General features: G+C 69.4%; 12 protein-coding genes and 2 pseudogenes. 3 read left to right on the forward strand and 11 right to left on the reverse strand.

Going from position 1 to position 16,893, the window contains the following annotated elements; all coding sequences use genetic code 11:
- Window positions 1-63: 63 nt before the first annotated feature.
- On the reverse strand, window positions 64-1,098 hold the full coding sequence (locus HDC93_RS36535; RefSeq protein ID WP_185015080.1) for a LacI family DNA-binding transcriptional regulator: 1,035 nt from the start codon (window positions 1,096-1,098) through the stop codon (window positions 64-66).
- 211 nt (window positions 1,099-1,309) lie between these two features.
- Between HDC93_RS36535 and HDC93_RS36540 the strand changes: the two genes are divergently transcribed.
- A complete protein-coding gene (locus HDC93_RS36540; protein WP_185015081.1) occupies window positions 1,310-3,499 on the forward strand; it encodes a glycogen debranching N-terminal domain-containing protein in 2,190 nt (729 codons plus the stop codon).
- Window positions 3,500-3,723: 224 nt separating this feature from the next.
- On the opposite strand, the gene HDC93_RS36545 is transcribed toward HDC93_RS36540, so the two are convergent.
- The 10 genes and pseudogenes from HDC93_RS36545 to HDC93_RS36585 all read right to left on the reverse strand — a co-directional run bounded on the left by HDC93_RS36545 (window position 3,724) and on the right by HDC93_RS36585 (window position 14,325).
- Window positions 3,724-4,131 (reverse strand): hypothetical protein, encoded by a 408-nt coding sequence (locus HDC93_RS36545; protein WP_185015082.1) that lies wholly within the window; start codon window positions 4,129-4,131, stop codon window positions 3,724-3,726.
- On the reverse strand, window positions 4,128-6,269 hold the full coding sequence (locus HDC93_RS36550) for an integrase (protein ID WP_185015083.1): 2,142 nt from the start codon (window positions 6,267-6,269) through the stop codon (window positions 4,128-4,130). The genes HDC93_RS36545 and HDC93_RS36550 overlap by 4 nt, the downstream gene beginning before the upstream one ends.
- Complete coding sequence (locus HDC93_RS36555; RefSeq protein ID WP_260419982.1) at window positions 6,266-7,765, reverse strand: hypothetical protein; 1,500 nt, start codon at window positions 7,763-7,765, stop codon at window positions 6,266-6,268. Before HDC93_RS36555 ends, HDC93_RS36550 begins: the two co-directional genes overlap by 4 nt.
- Window positions 7,766-7,774: 9 nt before the next feature.
- The gene (locus HDC93_RS39115) at window positions 7,775-7,999 is read right to left on the reverse strand and encodes a hypothetical protein (RefSeq protein ID WP_260419983.1); all 225 of its coding nucleotides are present in this window, start codon (window positions 7,997-7,999) and stop codon (window positions 7,775-7,777) included.
- On the reverse strand, window positions 7,996-9,546 hold the full coding sequence (locus tag HDC93_RS36560; protein WP_185015084.1) for an integrase: 1,551 nt from the start codon (window positions 9,544-9,546) through the stop codon (window positions 7,996-7,998). Before HDC93_RS36560 ends, HDC93_RS39115 begins: the two co-directional genes overlap by 4 nt.
- Before the next feature lie 436 nt (window positions 9,547-9,982).
- Window positions 9,983-10,972 carry a collagen binding domain-containing protein gene (locus HDC93_RS36565; RefSeq protein WP_185015085.1) on the reverse strand — a complete coding sequence of 330 codons (990 nt, stop codon included), beginning with the start codon at window positions 10,970-10,972 and terminating at the stop codon, window positions 9,983-9,985.
- A 403-nt stretch (window positions 10,973-11,375) separates the two neighbouring features.
- A complete protein-coding gene (locus HDC93_RS36570) occupies window positions 11,376-11,864 on the reverse strand; it encodes a hypothetical protein (RefSeq protein WP_185015086.1) in 489 nt (162 codons plus the stop codon).
- Window positions 11,865-11,893: 29 nt separating this feature from the next.
- Window positions 11,894-12,762 (reverse strand): annotated as a pseudogene (locus tag HDC93_RS36575) (DUF317 domain-containing protein).
- A complete protein-coding gene (locus HDC93_RS36580; protein ID WP_221517570.1) occupies window positions 12,759-13,988 on the reverse strand; it encodes an ATP-grasp domain-containing protein in 1,230 nt (409 codons plus the stop codon). Before HDC93_RS36580 ends, HDC93_RS36575 begins: the two are co-directional and overlap by 4 nt.
- 52 nt (window positions 13,989-14,040) lie before the next feature.
- Window positions 14,041-14,325 carry a hypothetical protein gene (locus HDC93_RS36585; RefSeq protein ID WP_185015087.1) on the reverse strand — a complete coding sequence of 95 codons (285 nt, stop codon included), beginning with the start codon at window positions 14,323-14,325 and terminating at the stop codon, window positions 14,041-14,043.
- 122 nt (window positions 14,326-14,447) lie between these two features.
- Between HDC93_RS36585 and HDC93_RS36590 the strand changes: the two are divergent.
- Together HDC93_RS36590 and HDC93_RS36595 are read left to right on the forward strand one after the other, a co-directional pair.
- Window positions 14,448-15,576 (forward strand): annotated as a pseudogene (locus tag HDC93_RS36590) (tyrosine-type recombinase/integrase).
- The gene (locus HDC93_RS36595; protein ID WP_185015088.1) at window positions 15,573-15,896 is read left to right on the forward strand and encodes a helix-turn-helix transcriptional regulator; all 324 of its coding nucleotides are present in this window, start codon (window positions 15,573-15,575) and stop codon (window positions 15,894-15,896) included. The pseudogene HDC93_RS36590 and the gene HDC93_RS36595 overlap by 4 nt, the downstream one beginning before the upstream one ends.
- Window positions 15,897-16,893 lie beyond the last annotated feature (997 nt).

Consider the following 16,893-nt stretch of genomic DNA (forward strand, 5'->3'; position numbering starts at 1 on the left):
GGATGGCCGGAGGGCCCTAAGGAGCCGCTCGGCGGTGGATGGGTGCGGGTGCCGCGGGACGGGTCAGCCGCTGGCCCGGACGACGAGCCGGGGCGGCAGCAGGATCGGGGTGGGTGGGACGGCCGGCGGCTCGGGAGTCGCCAGCAGTTCCTGGAGCATCCGCAGGCAGGCGGCGGCGGCCTCGTCGTACGGCTGTGCCACGCTGCTCAGGCCGACGACCGCCGCGGTCGGGGAGTCGTCGAAACCGACCACCGCGACATCGGCCCCGGGGCGCAGCCCCCGCGCGGTGATCTCGGTCCAGGCACCCAGCGCCAGCGAGTCGCTCGCGCAGACGATCGCCGTCGGAGGACTCGGCAGGTCCAGCATGGCCGCAGCGGCTGCCCGGCCGGTATCGAGCCCGTCAGGAACGCCCACGTCGTAGCCGTCCGGGACGTCGATTCCGGACACGGCGAGAAGCGCGGACCAGCCGCTGCGCCGGTCGTCGCCGACCTCTCCCCCTTCCGGTCCTTGCGGCCAGCCGAGGAACGCGATCCGCTGATGACCGCTCTCGATGAGGTGCCGGGTCGCGGCAAGGGTCCCTTGCGCGCCATCGACATCGACCCAGCCATGCCGCTCGGCGGCCTCGGGGTCAGCCCCCCAGGGCCGGCCGAAGGTCACGAACGGCACCTTGCGCTCACTGAGCCATGCCGTCCGGCGGTCGCCGGCGTGGGTGGCGTGCAGGACGAAGGCGTCGAGGTCGTGGTCATCGAGCAACTGCTCGTACAGAGAGCACTCGTGATCGTCGTCGCCGGCCGTGAACACCACGATCCGGTAGCCAGCCTCCTGGGTCCGGGCGGTCAGCGACTGCAGGAACTGGGCGAGAACGGCGCCGTTGACACCGTCGCGCACCGGCTCGATGCGGGCGCCGATCAGACGTGAACGCCGGGTCCGCAGCGTCCGGGAAGCCTGGTTCGGGCGGTAGTTGAGCTCCTTGATGGCCGCCTGTACGCGGGCCAGGGTCTCCGGCCGGACCCGGTGCGGCGCGTTGATGACGTTGGACACGGTCTGTGTCGACACGGAGGCATGCCGCGCCACGCTTTCGAGTGTTACTCGCGCCATCGCGAAGCCACCTCCATCAGTCCACTGCGCCGCAGCGTATCCGCCGTTGTGGCGTCGCAGTGTGTTGCCGTCCCACTTCGATTTGAACGTTAAATTTAGCGTTCCAATCGGTTACTGTGGCGATCGCTGCCCGGCCTGTCAAGAGTCGGCGCAGTCACAAACCGCCCCCCACCACCGCCCACGAGACACGAGGGCACCGGACGGAGCTTCCATGACTTCACCCCAGCGGCAGCCGCTCCTGCACGATCTCGCGGTCACCCTCGCCGCCCCGACCGTGATGCTGTCCCGGCCGGACGGCGACCTCGACGCAGCCGCTCCCGGGGCCGGCGTCCACGGGCTCTTCCACGCCGACATACGGGCGCTGAGCCTGCTGCGCGTGACGCTGCGCCCCGACGACCACGCACCGTCCGGCGAGCACGCGGGGAAGGCGCCTCCCGCCGGCGGCGGGGGCCGTGAGGATGAAGGCGAGGCCGGGGCCACGGGCGAGGACTGGCTCCCGGCTGTCGCGGTCATGAACGGGACGGATGGGCCCGGCAGCAGCCGCTTTGTCGGCCTGGTCCAGGCACTCGGTGACGCCATCCCGGACCCGACCGTCCGCGTCGACCGACAGCGCACCGTCACGCCCGGCCGGCTCGCCGAACAGCTGACTGTGCGCTCCACCGCGACGAAGCCTGTGCATCTCGCCATCCGGGTCGAGGTCGCCGGAGACCTCGTGACACTGGAGCACACCAAGGCGGGTCTGCCGCCCCGCTCTCCGGCCGAGCCGACGGGCGAACTGTCCTCCGGCGCAGGCTTGTTGCGCTGGGGCGACCAGGCGGTCGCCGTCACCGTGAGCGCCCCCGGCGCGACGCCCGACGCCGAACGTTCGACCCTGACCTGGACCCTCACCCTCAAGCCCGGTGAGGACATCGACCTGCACCTGGCCGTCGAGGTCTCCGACACGGCCGCAGTCGTCACCGCCGCCGACCCCAAGCCCACCTGGCAGCGCCCGGACGTCACCGCCGACGACCGCCGACTGCCCGCCCTGGTCGCGCAGAGCCTGGACGACCTCCACTCACTGCGCATGGCCACGGCCGAATCACCCGGCGACACCTTCCTCGCCGCGGGCATCCCCTGGTTCTTCACGCTCTTCGGCCGGGACAGCCTGTGGGCCGCACGGATGCTCCTGCCCCTGGGCACCGACCTCGCCCTGGGCACCCTGCGCACCCTGGCCGCCCGGCAGGGCACCCACACCGACCCGGCGGCCGAAGAGGAACCCGGCAAGATCCTTCACGAGGTCCGGCGCGACCTCTTCGACGACGGCCAGGGCCTGCGCCTGCCCCCCGTCTACTACGGCACGGTCGACGCGACCCCCCTGTGGATCTGCCTCCTCCACGACGCCTGGCGCTGGGGACTGCCCGCCACCGACATCGAACCGCTGCTGCCCGCGCTGAAGGCGGCGCTCGGCTGGATCGACACCGCCGCCAAGGCCGGAGACGGGTTCCTCTCCTACATCGACCACACCGGCACCGGACTGGCCAACCAGGGATGGAAGGACTCCGGGGACGCAGCCCGGTACGCCGACGGCCGCCTCGCCGAAGCACCCCTCGCCCTCGCGGAAGTTCAGGGCTACGCCTACGAGGCCGCCCTCGCCGGGGCCGCACTCCTCGACACGTTCGCACTGCCCGACGGTGAACGCTGGCGGACCTTCGCGGCCGACCTCGCCGACCGATTCCGCGCCCGGTTCTGGGTCTCCGACCAGCAAGGCCCCTACCCGGCCATGGCACTCGACGGCTCGGGCCGCCCTGTGGACTCCGTGACGAGCAACATGGGCCACCTCCTGGCCACCGGGATCCTCAACGCCGAGGAGACCGCCACGGTCGCCGCACGGCTCGCCGCCCCCGACATGTCCGACGCCTACGGGCTGCGCACGATGTCGTCCCAGTCCGGCGGCTTCGGCCCGCTGCGCTACCACTGCGGCACCGTCTGGCCGCACGACACCGCCATCGCCGTCACCGGCCTCGCCCGCACCGGACACCCCGAAGCCGCAGCCCGGCTCATCGAGGGCATCCTCGCCGCAGCACCGGCCTTCGCCTACCGACTGCCGGAACTGTGGGGCGGCGACGCCCGCACCGACACCCCCGCCCCCGTCCCCTACCCCGCCGCCTGCCGGCCACAAGCCTGGTCGGCGGCAGCGGCCATCGCCCTCATGAGCGCACTGACCGGACTGGAGCCCGACGTACCCGCCGGCCGCCTCCGCCTCCGCCCGACAGGCCCACTCCCCGTCGGCGCACTCACCCTCACAGGACTCACCATCGCCGGAGAACCACTCGACATCGCGATCGGCACCGACGGCCGGATCACATCGGTTACGGCACCTGCGGGACTGATCGTCGAGGAACACACGGCGCCGCGCTCCTAAGGATCACGCCGACCGGCCGGTGCCACGACCAATTCGCCGGAACCGACGGCTACTCGTTGGCGCTCGTCGCCAACGCTGCCAGTTGCTCGGCCTGAGCAGCGAGGATTCACGCAACTCGGGCTGAGCAACCGAGGGTTCGCCGACCGCGAGGGTGACGGCTCTGATGAGGGCGCCGCCGTGCTCTGATGGTGCGCGAGCACGGCATAGGCGAGGGTCAGGCAGGGTCAGGCGCCATCCGGGCGGAGGGGGACGACATTCCCGGGGGCGGTTTGGTCTTGCCCGGTGGATTTCTGGAAGATGAGGACGGCAGCCGCAAGGACCGCTTGCTCCGCTCGGTGCCGTGATTCGGCCTCGGCAGCCCGGGACTCCTTGAGGGCCTCCTTCAGACGGACAACTTCCTTGCGCAGTCGCTTCTCGACTTCCGGCGTCTGGTGCGTCTCTGCGCGCACGCGTGCGTAGAACTCTTCCTTGAGGTCGGCGTGGCGCTTGTGCAGAGCCATGCGGTGAACATCGGCTTCTGCGGCGAGGGCGACCGCAGTGAGGCTGCCGTTGGAGCATGTGGCCTGGCCGGCCAGGAGGCGGTCGATGGCCGCGCGGATGCGGGAGCGTTCGTCCTCGTGGTCCTGGTTCATGCGATGGCCTCCTCTGCGGAGTGGGCGGCGGAGTCGTGGGCGTCTGCGAGAGCGCGGAACCGGGCGGCGGTCAGGCGAAGCCGGTTGCCCAGGGGCTGGGGCACGCTGGCTGCCTTCGCGTCGAGCCGATCGGCGTGCTTTCGTGCCGCATGTGCGTGGCTGTCGGTGCGGACCGCGTTGCCGCAGCCGAGTTGGCAGGCGAACTGGTTCGGCGCCGTCGCTCCGGGGTCCGGATCGCACAGGGCAGTGTCGCGCTTGAACGCGCAGATGAGGAAGGCGTCCGGGTTGTCGAAGAGGACGAGGCCGTCGCGTTCGAGGAACTTGGCGGCGGCCTTCGGGGTGGTCAGGGCGCCTTCGAAGCTGGGGATCGAGGTCGCTCCGACGATCGCCCGCCGCGCTGCCGGTCCGGAGATCTTCTCGCCAGCCGCCGTGGCATCGCGCAGCCGGGCGGCGGTCTGTGCGGCGGCGAGGGCGGTTTCGACGTCGAGCACCCCGTGAAAGCCTCTGCGCTCGCGGCTGCCGTAGCCGGTGGAGGTGCGGGCGTCCAGGACGGTGCGCATGTGACCGTACTGGATGGCGAGGGCGACCAGGCCGCCGGGCCGGCGGGCGATGTGCCAGGCCAGGGTTCTGCGCAGACGGCTCAGTCCAAGGTTGCCGTGCGGGTCCTCCGGTACCCGTTGATCTGGCAGGCCCTGAGCAGTGGCCTCCTGGTTGATCCACTTCACGAGGTCCTCGACGCGGCGATCCAGCGTGGCCCGCTTCAGCGCACCGTGGTGCCTTCGCTGGGAGACGATGTCGTGGTGGGTGGAGCTGAACAAGAGCTCGCCCTTGGGGACGATGCGTTCCAGGACGCGGATGGCGTTGACGACCGGAGTGATCGCGACCCATGGGACTGCCCGCTCCTCGCCAGCGGAGACATGGTGCCCGTCGGAGTCACGGACGTTCTTGTAGTGGTGGGAGCGGATCAGATGCCGCGGCATGGAGCCATCGGGATTCGGTTGCGGGTCGGGGCAGCAGCCGGATCGCAGCGACCGTGCCTCCTGGGAGCGCATCCCAGTCAAATACAAGATCACGATTGCGGCTGCCGTAGCCAGGTGCCGCACCAGGATCGGCGTCTCCTCGTAGTCCATGAACTCGCGCCATGGCCGTCCCTCGATCCGGCCCGTAACCGGCACCTGCATCGGGCTGGGGCCAGGCCGCTGAGCCGCGAGTCGGTAGAGTCCGCGCCGGGCGACGATGGTCTGGACTTGGGTCCGGCTGCACCCGGTGACCGCGGCAACGTAGTGGTGCGCCAGGGTGACACCGTGCATCCGGCTCACGGTGGCGGGCAGCGGTGCACCGGAGTTGATCAGAGGCAGTAGATAGCTCTTGAGAGCTGCCAGGCCCTCGCGGGTGGTCTTGGCGGCTTTCACCTGTGCGTGCATGCGGCGGCGTTCGTCCCAGGCAGCCAGGATGTCGCCGGAGAAGTCCTCGACCAGACGGATCGACCAGGTGAGCAAAGGGCCGATCACGGTCGGATCCAGCGGCTCGGTCTTGTTCTCCCCACCAGCCTCCGCGGTCGCGGCGGGCAGATAGTCGTCGATGCCCTCGTCCTCCCAGGGAGGACGCGTGATGCCGCAAGGACTGACCGAGAGCTGGTCGAAGGCCCACAGGTCCGAGAGCCAGCGCAGAATCGTCAGGGCATGACCGCGCGTACAGCCGCTGGCGGACTTGGCGGCGTACGCCTTCCAGTGCTCCGTGGTGCAGTCGCTGAGCCGGGAAACGCCTTGTCGGTCGAGCCAGCGCGCGAACCTCAGCCACTGCAAGATGTTGTCGCGCATGCTGATCACGCCGTCGCGTGTCCGGTTCTGAAACCCCCGTTCCCGTATGTAGGTGGGGCGCAGCTCGCCGTTGATCAGGACCCACAGGACACGCCGGATGTCGCTCCGCAAGGGTTCCGGGCACTTCCTCAGATTGATCTTGTGGATGCTGTCCCCGGGGTTGTCGGTTAGCGGCCCCAGCGACCAGATGTCGTCGCTGTAGCGGGAGTTGGGGTGGGGGTTGCCGGCGCTGATCCACCGGTCCATGACGACCGGGCCATCCGCTTCCGGCAGGGGCAGGATGTAGGGATCGGCCTCGATGGACAGTGCGGTCGTCACGGGGCCAGGTCTCCTTCGAGTAGGTGGTCAATGATCATTCGGTCGCGGTCGGTCACCCGGCCCAGTGCCGCATCCCAGGTGCTCTCGTTGACCTTTGACCGCAGGTCATCGAGTCGCAGGAGATGTTCGTCCCAGCGCTCGCGCCAGAGCTTCTCGGGCCAGGCGGAGCGAAGCGAGATCACCTGCCGCCGCAGAAGCGCCAGGCGCGGGTGGTGACCGGTGTGGACCCGGGAGTTCTCGCACGACAGGCAGAGCAGGAAGTCCGCGCCGCAGCCCCCGTTCGGGTCCGGCCAGGGGCTGCTGTCCTCATCCGCGCAGTCCGCCGTCGCGGTCTCTTGGTGGGCCGCGTCGGCCGCGTCCGTCAGGCGCCCGTGGAAGGTGTGCTCGCGGGCCTGTTCGAGGGCTTCCTCGGCGCCCGCCGCGATCACGTCCACGGCGGCCTTCTGGACGTTCTCGTCGGGCAGGACGTAGATGCTCTCGTGAGTGCCGGGCTTGTGCTGCAGCGGCTTTCCCGTCGTGGTGACGGTAGTCCTGCGGGCACGTTGGAAGGGCGAGCCGATGTTGTGGGACCTGGCCCATACTCGTGCGTCGGCCTTGGACACCCCGAAGCACAGCGGGCCGACGTTCCGGGGCCGGTCCAGATTGGAGTCCACGTCGTCACGGCGCCGGTTGCGGGCGACCATCAGCAGGTCGTGGCCCGGTGACAGGGCGGCAGCCAGGGTCCGCCCGTGCTTCGTGGCTTCCAGGGCCTGGGTGACGAGCCTGCCCGGCGAGTCCGCTCCGGAGTCGGTGTAGTTCTCCGTAGCGAACCACCGGCCCTCGCCGGAGCGGCGCTTCTCCACCAGGACCTCGTAGGTAACCGCGGTCTGTTCTCCTGCGGACGGGGTGATCACGGGCACACGCAGACGGTCATAGACCGACAGGTTCCAGCCGTAGCGGTCGGTCATCATCACAGCCAGCGCCGTCAGCTCCGCCCGGCTCAGGAACAGCCGGCCGGTCGTCTTCCCACGGTTCTTCCCGCGCAGCAGATTCTCGGCCCGGGTGTAGACCTTCCCCTCCTTGTCCGGGTACCCAGGCAGTTCACCCGTGGCGGCCAGGTACTCGATGACGGACGCAACCCTCCACTCACGGCTGGTCGGGTCCAGCGAACCTGCCCGGTAGCGGTCCAGCAGCGCGGTGTTCTCCCGGATCCGCAACAGCGCGGCCCGGAACTGCCGTTCGGCGGCCAGCAGCACCTGGCTGCGCTCCGACGGCCGGTAGGACTGCTTGGACGACTTGCCCTTCTTCGGAACCGGGCGAGCCAGCTCCTCGGCGGCCGTGCCCTGCGCCAGCCGCGGCTCGCGCCTCAGCAGCGTACGCACCTTGGCCAGGGCCTCGCGCCCGCCGGGGGTGTCCTTGTGGTTGTTGCGCCACAGCCGGAGCGTGGCCGAAGTGAGGTCGCCGAGGTCCTCGGCGGGGTGCCCCTGGGCCTTGAGGAACCGGGCGAAGACCTCCACAGACTGCCGCTACGATTCGCCGCTTGAGTGGCTGTTCCACCCCATGGACTGCGCGGCGAACGCCCGCGCGAGTGACCCGCGCATCGACTGAGGTATGGAAAGCTCGGCGAAGTCGAAGACCCTCTCGTAGCCCTCCTTGTTGACCACCGTGACCTGCAGTCCGTCGGCGGCTATTCGCTGGGTTGCCTGGAAGCCCGGCGGCGGCAGGACCGCTCGGCGGCCTCTCCCACTCATGAGGCTTCCGCGACGGGCAGGGCGTCGACCAGCACCTCGATGTCCTGGATCCCGGAGGTCTCCCGGGCCAGCCGGGCGAACAGACCGTTCAGATCCTTCGTCTCGTCGGTCTCACCGGGCTCGTCCTCAGCGTCAAAGGCGAGGATCGACTCCAGCTGCAGATGCATGACCGGGCGGAGGTAGTGCTCCTTCGTCGTTTCAACGTCCTTGTGCCCCAACAGGGTCTTCACCAGCCACCACGGGTCGCCGTAAAGCTGGGCGAAGTCGCGCCGGTCCGCGGCGGTCAGCCCGTACTTCTTGTCCATCAACTCGTTGAGCAGGATCAACATGTAGAGCGCCATCGAGTGCCGCATGGAGTGGGGTGTCGCGTACGGGACCTTCCCACGGATCTCCGCGACCCGCAGCAGCCGGGACGTCTCCCGTTCCTGTGGAGTCAGCAGAGCTTGCTCGCACCGTTGGTTGGCCTGCCGGAACACGGTGTTCCATCGGTCCGGCAGCATGGGCAGGCCCTGCTCGGTCAGCCACAACCACGCGGGCTCCGGGCCCTGTGGTCCCTCGACGAACAGCCACTGCCGCTCACGCCAGTCGAGCAGGTTCAGGTCATATCGGCCTTGGACGCCGTCGCGGTCGACCCAGTGGACCGTCGGGGTTAGGCCCGTCGTGACCTTCGTGATCAGCCGCATCAGCGGCAACTTCTCGTAGCGTCCCTGGGCCTGGGCTCGTGCGACTGCCCAGGCCCGTTCCGACTCTGCGTAGGCGCTGACCTGGCGCAGTGACTCGACCGAAGCATAGAAGGTCCGGTCTCGTTTCGAGCGGGACAGCGCTCGTGCCACCTCCCCATGGCAGTAGCGGCCCGAGCGCAGCGGGCGGGACGGCACTTCGAACGTCAACATGGCGCCGGATTCCTGCCGCCGCAGTCCCGAGCTGAGTGTGAACCCGACGAACGAGGTGTTCCGAAGCTCGGTCCGCGCGTCCCAACCCGACACCGGTGTTCCGTCGGGACCGACGCCGCGAAGGCCCACGTCCTGCCAAAGACCCCAGGTGCGCGGAGTCAGCCACGAGACCCGCGAGCTGCGGGCGTCTGCAGCTCGGTCCGTCCGGCGTCGGCTATCCACCGGCAGTGGCGTGACCTTCGCCCACCGGTAGAGCCGCGTGAAAGCCGACGCTTCCCTATCCCACTTCGCCCCGCTGATTCGGCTTGGATTGAGTGGCGAGTCACACCGAAACTCTCGGTACGCGCGCAAGTCGCTCTCGGTCGCCTGCCGCCACGGGATCCCGCGTCGCAACAACCAAGTCAGCAACAGTCGGATATCCAGCGCGTAATTCCGCCGAGTTTCCCGCTCCAAGGGATGGAATTCCGAGGAGAGCACGAATTCCAGCAGCTCTGGGTCGACCACGAAATCAGGCCGTACAAACACCGGATCGCCCGGCTGGAGCCCCACTGCGGCCACAGCTCCCGGCAGGTCGCGGACCCCCAGCACCCCCTCCTCCGGCAGCGGCCCCCACCGCTCCGGATCCGGCACGAACACCAGCCACCACTCGTCCATCAACCACCCCTGTGAGTCCCTTGAACTCACTCAATCATCAGGGAAGCACAAGTGCGGGTCGTTCGGAATACCGGACGCCTCGTACGCGTGGTCGCCACACTGGCAGTGCCCCGTCCATAGGTCGGGGACGACGATCGACTCGGCCATGGGTGGCTCCTCTGGTGCGAGAACTCTGATTTCCCGCGGCAGCTTGCCGCACCTCTGCACGCCCGCGCTGGTGTTCGGTATTGCCCGACACCAAAGAGGTGGTAAGTCCACCCCTGACGGTGAACGCGCGTACGAGTCTTCACGGTTCGGCGATACGCAAGAGCCACGCATGGGCGGCGGGTGAATCGACCGCATCGCACACCGCCTCCGCTCGCATCGGATACGCATCCACGACAGAGCCCCCGGAATCGGGGGATTCCGGGGGCTCTGCGTCATGCCGTGAGTAGGGTCAGCTCTCGCTGGAGCCGTCGTCAGTGGAGTTGTCCGTGCGTCGGCGGCGAGCCGCAATGAGGGCGCCTCCGCCAGCAGCGATCAGAACTCCGGCACTGCCGATCAGCCACGGGGCGGCGTCGGCGCCTGTGTGAGCGAGCGAGCCCGCAGGGGCGGGCGCCGCGGTGCTCGCCGCGGTCTTGTCGGCGGTCGGGGTACCCGAGGCGGATGGCACCGAGACGTCCCCGTCCTTGCCGGGCTTGCTCGGGGAGGGCTTGTCGGTGGCCCTGTCGGTCGGCTTCTGCGGGGGCGGCGGGGTGGTCGCGGTCTGGGCGTTGGTGACTGTCACGGTCACGGGGACGCCGGGACCCGCGCGGAACGTCTTGGACGGCTCGTAGAGGTCGTAGCCGGCGGGAGCCTTGATCTCCTTGACCCAGAACTGGGTCTTCCGGCTCGACACCGGCAGCTCTCCAGAGGCGGTGCCCTTGGAGCCGGTGGTCAGAGTGAGCAGCGTCGAGTCGCCGGTTCCGATGTTCACGGTCGCGCCGGGCAGGAGCTTGCCGGACTTGTCGTCCTTGGCATGTAGGAGGACCTTGGCGGCCTTGAACGGGTCGGTGATCAACAGCCGTGTGGTCGCGCCCGGGGTGACAATGACGTCCTGGTCGGCGACGACCTCGTGGAGCGGGCTGCCAGAAGCCGTCTCCTTGAGCCGGTAGACACCCGGCGCAAGGCCGGGGAAGGTCAGCTTCCCCAGTGAGTCGGTCTTCCCGCGTCCGGCTTCCTGGCCGGTGGAGTCGAGCAGCAGGAGCGTGGCGCCGGGGAGGACGTCCCCGGCCGTGTCCTTCGCGGTGATCTCGACGCTGCCCGCGTCCGGGGCTGGTGTCTCGGCGGGGACGGCAGAGGCCGAGGGGGTTGGTTCGGAGGGCTGGGCGCTCGCGGCCGGCGCCCAGGTGAGGGTGGCGGTCACCGCGACAGCGACGGCGGCGGATCGGACGAGACGTGCGTGCACGAAGAAGAGGACTCCTTGGTCAGTAGGGGGAAGGTCAGCGAGTGCGGCCAACGGCGTGCGTCGCGTCGGGGCGGCAGAGCGGGCGTCGGATAGCTGGGCGGCCGCTTGGCCGCAGCTGGTGCGGCGACGAAGAGGTGACGGCGGGTGTGGAAGGGGACCTCTTTGACGGCGGCCCGGTGCAGGGGCTCGGTGGAGATCAGGCAGACCTTCCTCCCTCCGGAGGGCCTGGGCAGCGTGCGCCACCGATATGGCCGGGACCGGCGAGGTGACCCGGGCGAACCCTCACGGTCTGGGCAGGGTCGAGGTCCTTGAAGGGGTCGGTGAGCGGTTCGGGCAACACGAGGGGAGGCTCCTGCCGGGAAGGCTGCGCGGAACTGAGCTGCGCGAGGATCGGTACGCGGAATCAGCGGGTGCGGGCCCTGGCGGGGGTGGTCGGCGGGACGGGAGTGCTGCGCGGTGTACGGCTAGCCGTGCGTCTGGGCGCGGACGCGGCCCAGGCGCCGGGGAACCAGACGGTGGTGTACTGCTCGATGGCGTCGCGCAGCCCGGTGGTGACGGCCCCGTCCCACGGGGGTCGGCCGGGGCGGTGGTACGTGTCGAAGGTGCCGTACTGCTTGGTGTTCGGTCGAGTGTTGGTGGCTTCGTCGCGGCGGTGGAAGGTCCCGTGGTCTACGAAGCTGAGCGCCACCGCGTCGATCTCGCCGCGGTCCGGGTGGACGACCGCCACACGCAGCCCGCCGTAGGTGTCCGCGTGGATGGTGCCGGTGAAATCGATTCGCAGCCGCAGCGGTGCGTCGGGGACGGGGGCGGCGAAGTAGGTGTTGCCCACGACCGTGTGGTCGTGGAAGGGGAGGCACAGCTCGGCGAAGAACTCGGGGGCTTGCAGGGACAAGAAGGTCTCCGGTCGGGGTTGGGCTGGTCCTACCGGCGTGGGCCGGGCAGGGCCGGTCGGCTGGCGGTGCTCCAGCGCGGGACGCTGGGAGCGGGGAGCGCGGCCGGGCGGCGGGATGCGACGGCCCGCTGCACGTCGAGCGGGGTGGGGGCCGGCGGTCCTGGCGGAAGGATCGGGGTGAGCTGGGCCATCCCCTTGATGTAGCTGAAGGTCTCCTCGCGCCAGCGGGGCAGCGGAGCCGGATCGGCGACGCACTCGGTGACGGCGGTGAGCAGGGCGACGGGGATGTCGGTGCTGGCCGTGGCGTACCAGACGGGCCGGTCGATGGACTTGCCCGCCCACAGCTGCCAGCGAGCGTCCCGCGTCGTTAGCTCGGCCTCCGGATCGAGGTCGCCGGTGGTGAACTCCATGCCGGCGAGCCCGTCCGGTGCCTGGACCGCGAAGACGCCCCAGCGCGGGCGGTCGATCTCCCAGCCCTGTTTCAGGAGCGGGACGACGGCGAGAAAGGGATCGTGCTCGTCGATGCCGGAGACCGGCCGGGCGAGGTAGGCGTCCGGCCCCTGCTCGTACGCCGTAGCGAGGACAGTGGTGAATGCCTGGACGAACTCGGTGGGGACGCGGTCGTTGAAACAGACGCCCCATGCCGGCGGGCCGAGTCCTTGTAGGCGTTGATGCGCCAGAGCCCGTCGTCTTCGCCTTCGGGCAGGTAGCCCAGGCGCACTCGTCGGTCGGGAGCGCTTACGTACACGTTGGAGTCCTCGTCGTACCGGAGGTCCCAACCGAGGTCGAGCAGCGGCGCGAGGGCGGGGTCACCGGTCCCGGTGGTGGAGGCGAGATGGCGCGGGGAGACGTAGACGTCGCCGTCAATGTCGCAGCGCGGATCGGGCTGGTGGCTCATCGGTCCGTCCTCGTGGCGATGGTGATCTCGTCGGCGGCGATATCGAGGCGGTCGGTGACCTCGGCGGTGCTGCGGCCGGTGACGATGTAGAACCCGGCCCGGGCGGTGAACAGGTCGCCGTCGGGCGGCAGGAGGAGCTGCTCGCCGATCTCGCGGATCCACTGGATCTGCCGCAGCCACGGGGTGTGGGCGGCGAAGGGTTGGTTGATGTGCCGTGCGGTGAGGGTGCCGGAGGCGTCCGGGTAGAGCATGCGGATGCCTGCGGCTGCGCTGCGGGTGGGGGTGAGGTCCGGTGCACGGCCGCAGGCAAGGTCGGCGGCGGCCTTGGGCAAGTCGATGCCGGTGGCGAGGCGGACGAGGTGGCCGATCATGTCGCCGCCGACGCGTGCGTTGACCTCGATCAGCCGGGGCCTGCCGTCCACCAGGCGCAGCTCGACGTGCTGCACGCCTTCGGTAACGCCCAGGGCCTTGACCGCAGCAGCGGCTGCCGGGGCGACCTGGTCCAGGAGCGGGTCGGCGGCATCGACGGTGTGGCCAGCCTCGACGAAGTACGGTGCGGGGCCCAGGTGCTTGCGGGTCACGGCGACCGCTGTGGTCGCGCCGCGATGGGTGACGCACTCGACGGAGACTTCCGGCCCGTCGAGGTACTCCTCGACCAGGACGCCGGTGTCCTCGCGGCTGCGGCTCGCACCTGCGGAGGCGAACTCGAAGGCCCCAGGCAGTTCTTCGGGCTGATCGACGCGGATCACGCCGATACTGCCGGCGGACGCGGCGGGCTTGATGACGGCCGGGTAGCCCAGCGTCATGGTCGCAAGGCCAGCCTCCAGCAGGGTCCGCGCCTTCATCGAGGCGGCCGACGGCACTCCGTGGCGGGCGAAGAGGGTGCGGGCGGTGGCCTTGTTGCGGCAGGCCCGCATCACCTCGACGGACGTCGAGGACAGACCGAGCGCGCGAGCAAGGCGGGCTGTGGGGACGAGGTGCCACTCGTCCCAGGTGACCACGCCGACGAGGTCGTGGCGCTCGGCCAGGGCCCGGCCGGCGGCAAGCAGTGCGGTGGGGTCGGTCAGGTCGACTACGGCGTGGTCGACGATGAACGGCTTCTCCCACGACGGCTCGGCGCCGGTGAGCAAGACGACGTCGTACGCGGCGGCCACCTGCTCAAGGAGGTAGCCGCGATAGGTCTCGTCGCCGGGAGAAACGACGAGCACGAGGGGACGTGCGGACAAGAAGGGGTTCTCCGTATCGGTGGACGGCAGGACGGGAGAAGAGAGGGGTGTCTCAGGCGGCACGGCGGCGGCGCAGCTCGAACGCCCCGGCCCAGTGGGGGTGGTCGTCGATCAGGCGGCGGGCGTAGAGGGCGGTGAAGTTGTTGTTCAGCCCGGCGACACCGTACGGGAGTTGGCGGCGCAGGTCTTCGAAGAGGTCCTTGAGGCTGACCCGTGTGGCGCCGGCGGCCAGGCGGCGGGCGGCCATGCGTTCCAGAGCGCGGTAGACGTGCGGGTTGTGTGCGTCGAAGGCGTTGAACTGTTCGCAGGCTGCCGTATTGCATCGAATGCAACACATCTCGCGCTGCGCCAACTCGCTGAGCTGCAGTTGGTGCCCAGGTTAGCGCCGGGTCGGTGGCTGGTTGGGATGCGCTGACCTGGCACCCGTTACCGACTCAACGATGATGCGTTAGATGCATCGTGAGTGCTGTCGTTGATATGCCTGGAGCCGCGCGCCTGGTCCTCGCCGACGGAGTCGTGCACCTGGACCCCGAACCCGCCGTCCTGGAAGCGATGTTGGAAGGCTGGGCACTGCAGCAGCGCACGCGCTTCTTGAGGGAGTCGACGATCAACCCCCGGATTGCGCTGGTCCGTCGGCTGGCCCGATTTACCAATGAGTACCCGTGGCAATGGGACCCCGCCGAGGTGGAGGCATTCTTCGATGATCTTCGTACGCGGCGGCCTGGCAGGCCGCTGGCGGTGTCCACCGCACGGAACTACCAGAACGACCTCCGGCTGTTCTTCGAATACATCACCGACACCCGCTACGGCTGGCCGTCGGCGTGCAACGAGCGCTTCGGCCGGGTTCCAGTACAGCTTCTGCACGAGTGGAACACGATCACCCATACCAGCGAGTACGAAGGAGCCGCCGAGCGCCGCCCCGCTCACCTACGACGAAGTCCAAGCGCTCTTCGACGCCGCCGACGGCCGCGTCGAGGAGATCCGCACACGACGACGCAAGGGTTCGCTCGCGGCGCTTCGTGACGCCATGGTCCTGAAGGCGGTCTACGCCTTCGGCCTGCGGCGCCAGGAAGCGTGCGGCCTGGACCTGTGCGACCTGCGCCGAAACCCCAAGGTCGCCGGATACGGCCGTTTCGGAGCGATCTTCGTCCGTCACGGCAAGGCGTCCAAGGGCGGCCCTCCCAAGCGCCGCAGCGTTCTGACCGTCCCGGAGATGGACTGGATCGTTGACGTTCTCGACCAGTACGTCAGCGAGGTCCGCCCCGCCTTCGTGCCGGGCAAGCACCCGGCGTTCTGGATCACCGAGCGCCGCGACCGGATGTCCCTGAGACGGCTGAACGACGCCTTCGAGACAGCGCGCCGGGCCGCCGACCTGCCGGCGGAGCTGGATCTGCATTCGCTGCGGCACAGCTACGTGACCCACCTGATCGAGTTCGGTTATCCAGAGAAGTTCGTCCAGGACCAGGTCGGCCATGCCTACGCCAGCACCACGGCCATCTACAGCCACGTCTCGGACGAGTTCCGAAACCGGCTGCTGCGGCGCTCACTGCAAGCCCGTCACGGCGATCTATGGGGGCAGGAAACATGATCAGGAAGATGGGCATCGACTGGCAGCTACGGATCCGGATGGCGGAGAAGGGCATGTTCCAGACCACGGAACTCGTCCCGCTGCTGGCCGAACGCGGTGTGCATCTGTCACGTGAGCAGGTCTTTCGTCTCGTGACCCAGACACCGCAACGACTGTCCATGGACACGCTCGCCGCGCTGTGCGACATCCTCGCGTGTGAGCCCAACGACCTGATCCAGGTGGAGGTCGCCAACGCTGAGGTGCGCAAGACCGCCGGCGAGCAGCCGGCGTCCCGACCGCGGGCGCGTCGCACGACGATCCGGCGCCCCGGCCCGGAATGACCGCTCCTCTCCGCCTCGACGAGGCGTATCGGCAGGTCGTAGCCCACCTGACCGCCCGGCTCACGGGGGTGACCGGCGAACAGGCAGCGCAGGCACTGAAGCGCGGGAAGATCACAGCACGTTCCTGCGTCGCCCTTGCCCGCCATTTCCAGGATCACCAGGACGCCCTGACGAGTCCGGGCCCGACACCTCCGCAGAATCTGGTGCGGCTCGCGCATGCCCTGGAGGCCGCCGGACACGGCCCGGTCACCCTGCCGACATGCGCCGGCTGCGGAAAGATCTCGCGCCAACTCACACATCGCCTCCCGGCCGGACACTGCTGTTCGGCCTGTGCTCGTCGGGTGCGGCCGCCGAAGACCTGCTCAGGCTGCGGCCGACAGATGAAGATCAACGCCAGGGGCCCCAACGGTCCGCTCTGCGGCACCTGCTACGGCAAGCACGTTGCCACCGCATGCGGGCAGTGCGGGCGAGTACGCCGCGCGACCTTCCGCATGCCCGACGGCAGTGTCCGCTGTCAGGGGTGCCACCCACGCCCCGAGCGCACCTGCGTCGGGTGCGGAGATCAAGCTCCAGTCCAAGCGATCTCGGTGGACGGTCCGGTCTGCCGGCGCTGCTATCGACAACCCCAGCGTCGCTGCGGCAGCTGCGGAGAAGTCCGCAAGGTCGTCCGGCGCGGCGGCGACGACACGCCCGATCTGTGTTCCCGCTGCTATGACGCACCGCCGGTCACCTGCTCCGCCTGCGGCCGGCTCCGGCCCTGCGCGCGCAAGGTGGCGGGACAGCCGTTCTGCCAGAGGTGTTATCCCCGCACTACGGGTCCATGCGCACGTTGTCTCCGTGACCGTCCTGTTCACGCGTACTGGCCGATGGGCCCGGTCTGCACAAGCTGCTACGCGGCAGTGTGACCTTCCCCTCGTAGCGTAGAGACCGTGACTGCAGGGGAAGTTGGGAGTCATGGCGGGCAAGAGACGGAAGTTCGACGCGGAGTTCCGCGCGG

The organism is Streptomyces sp. AK010, from assembly GCF_014207295.1.
In the GTDB taxonomy this organism is placed as follows: Bacteria; Actinomycetota; Actinomycetes; order Streptomycetales; family Streptomycetaceae; genus Streptomyces; species Streptomyces massasporeus.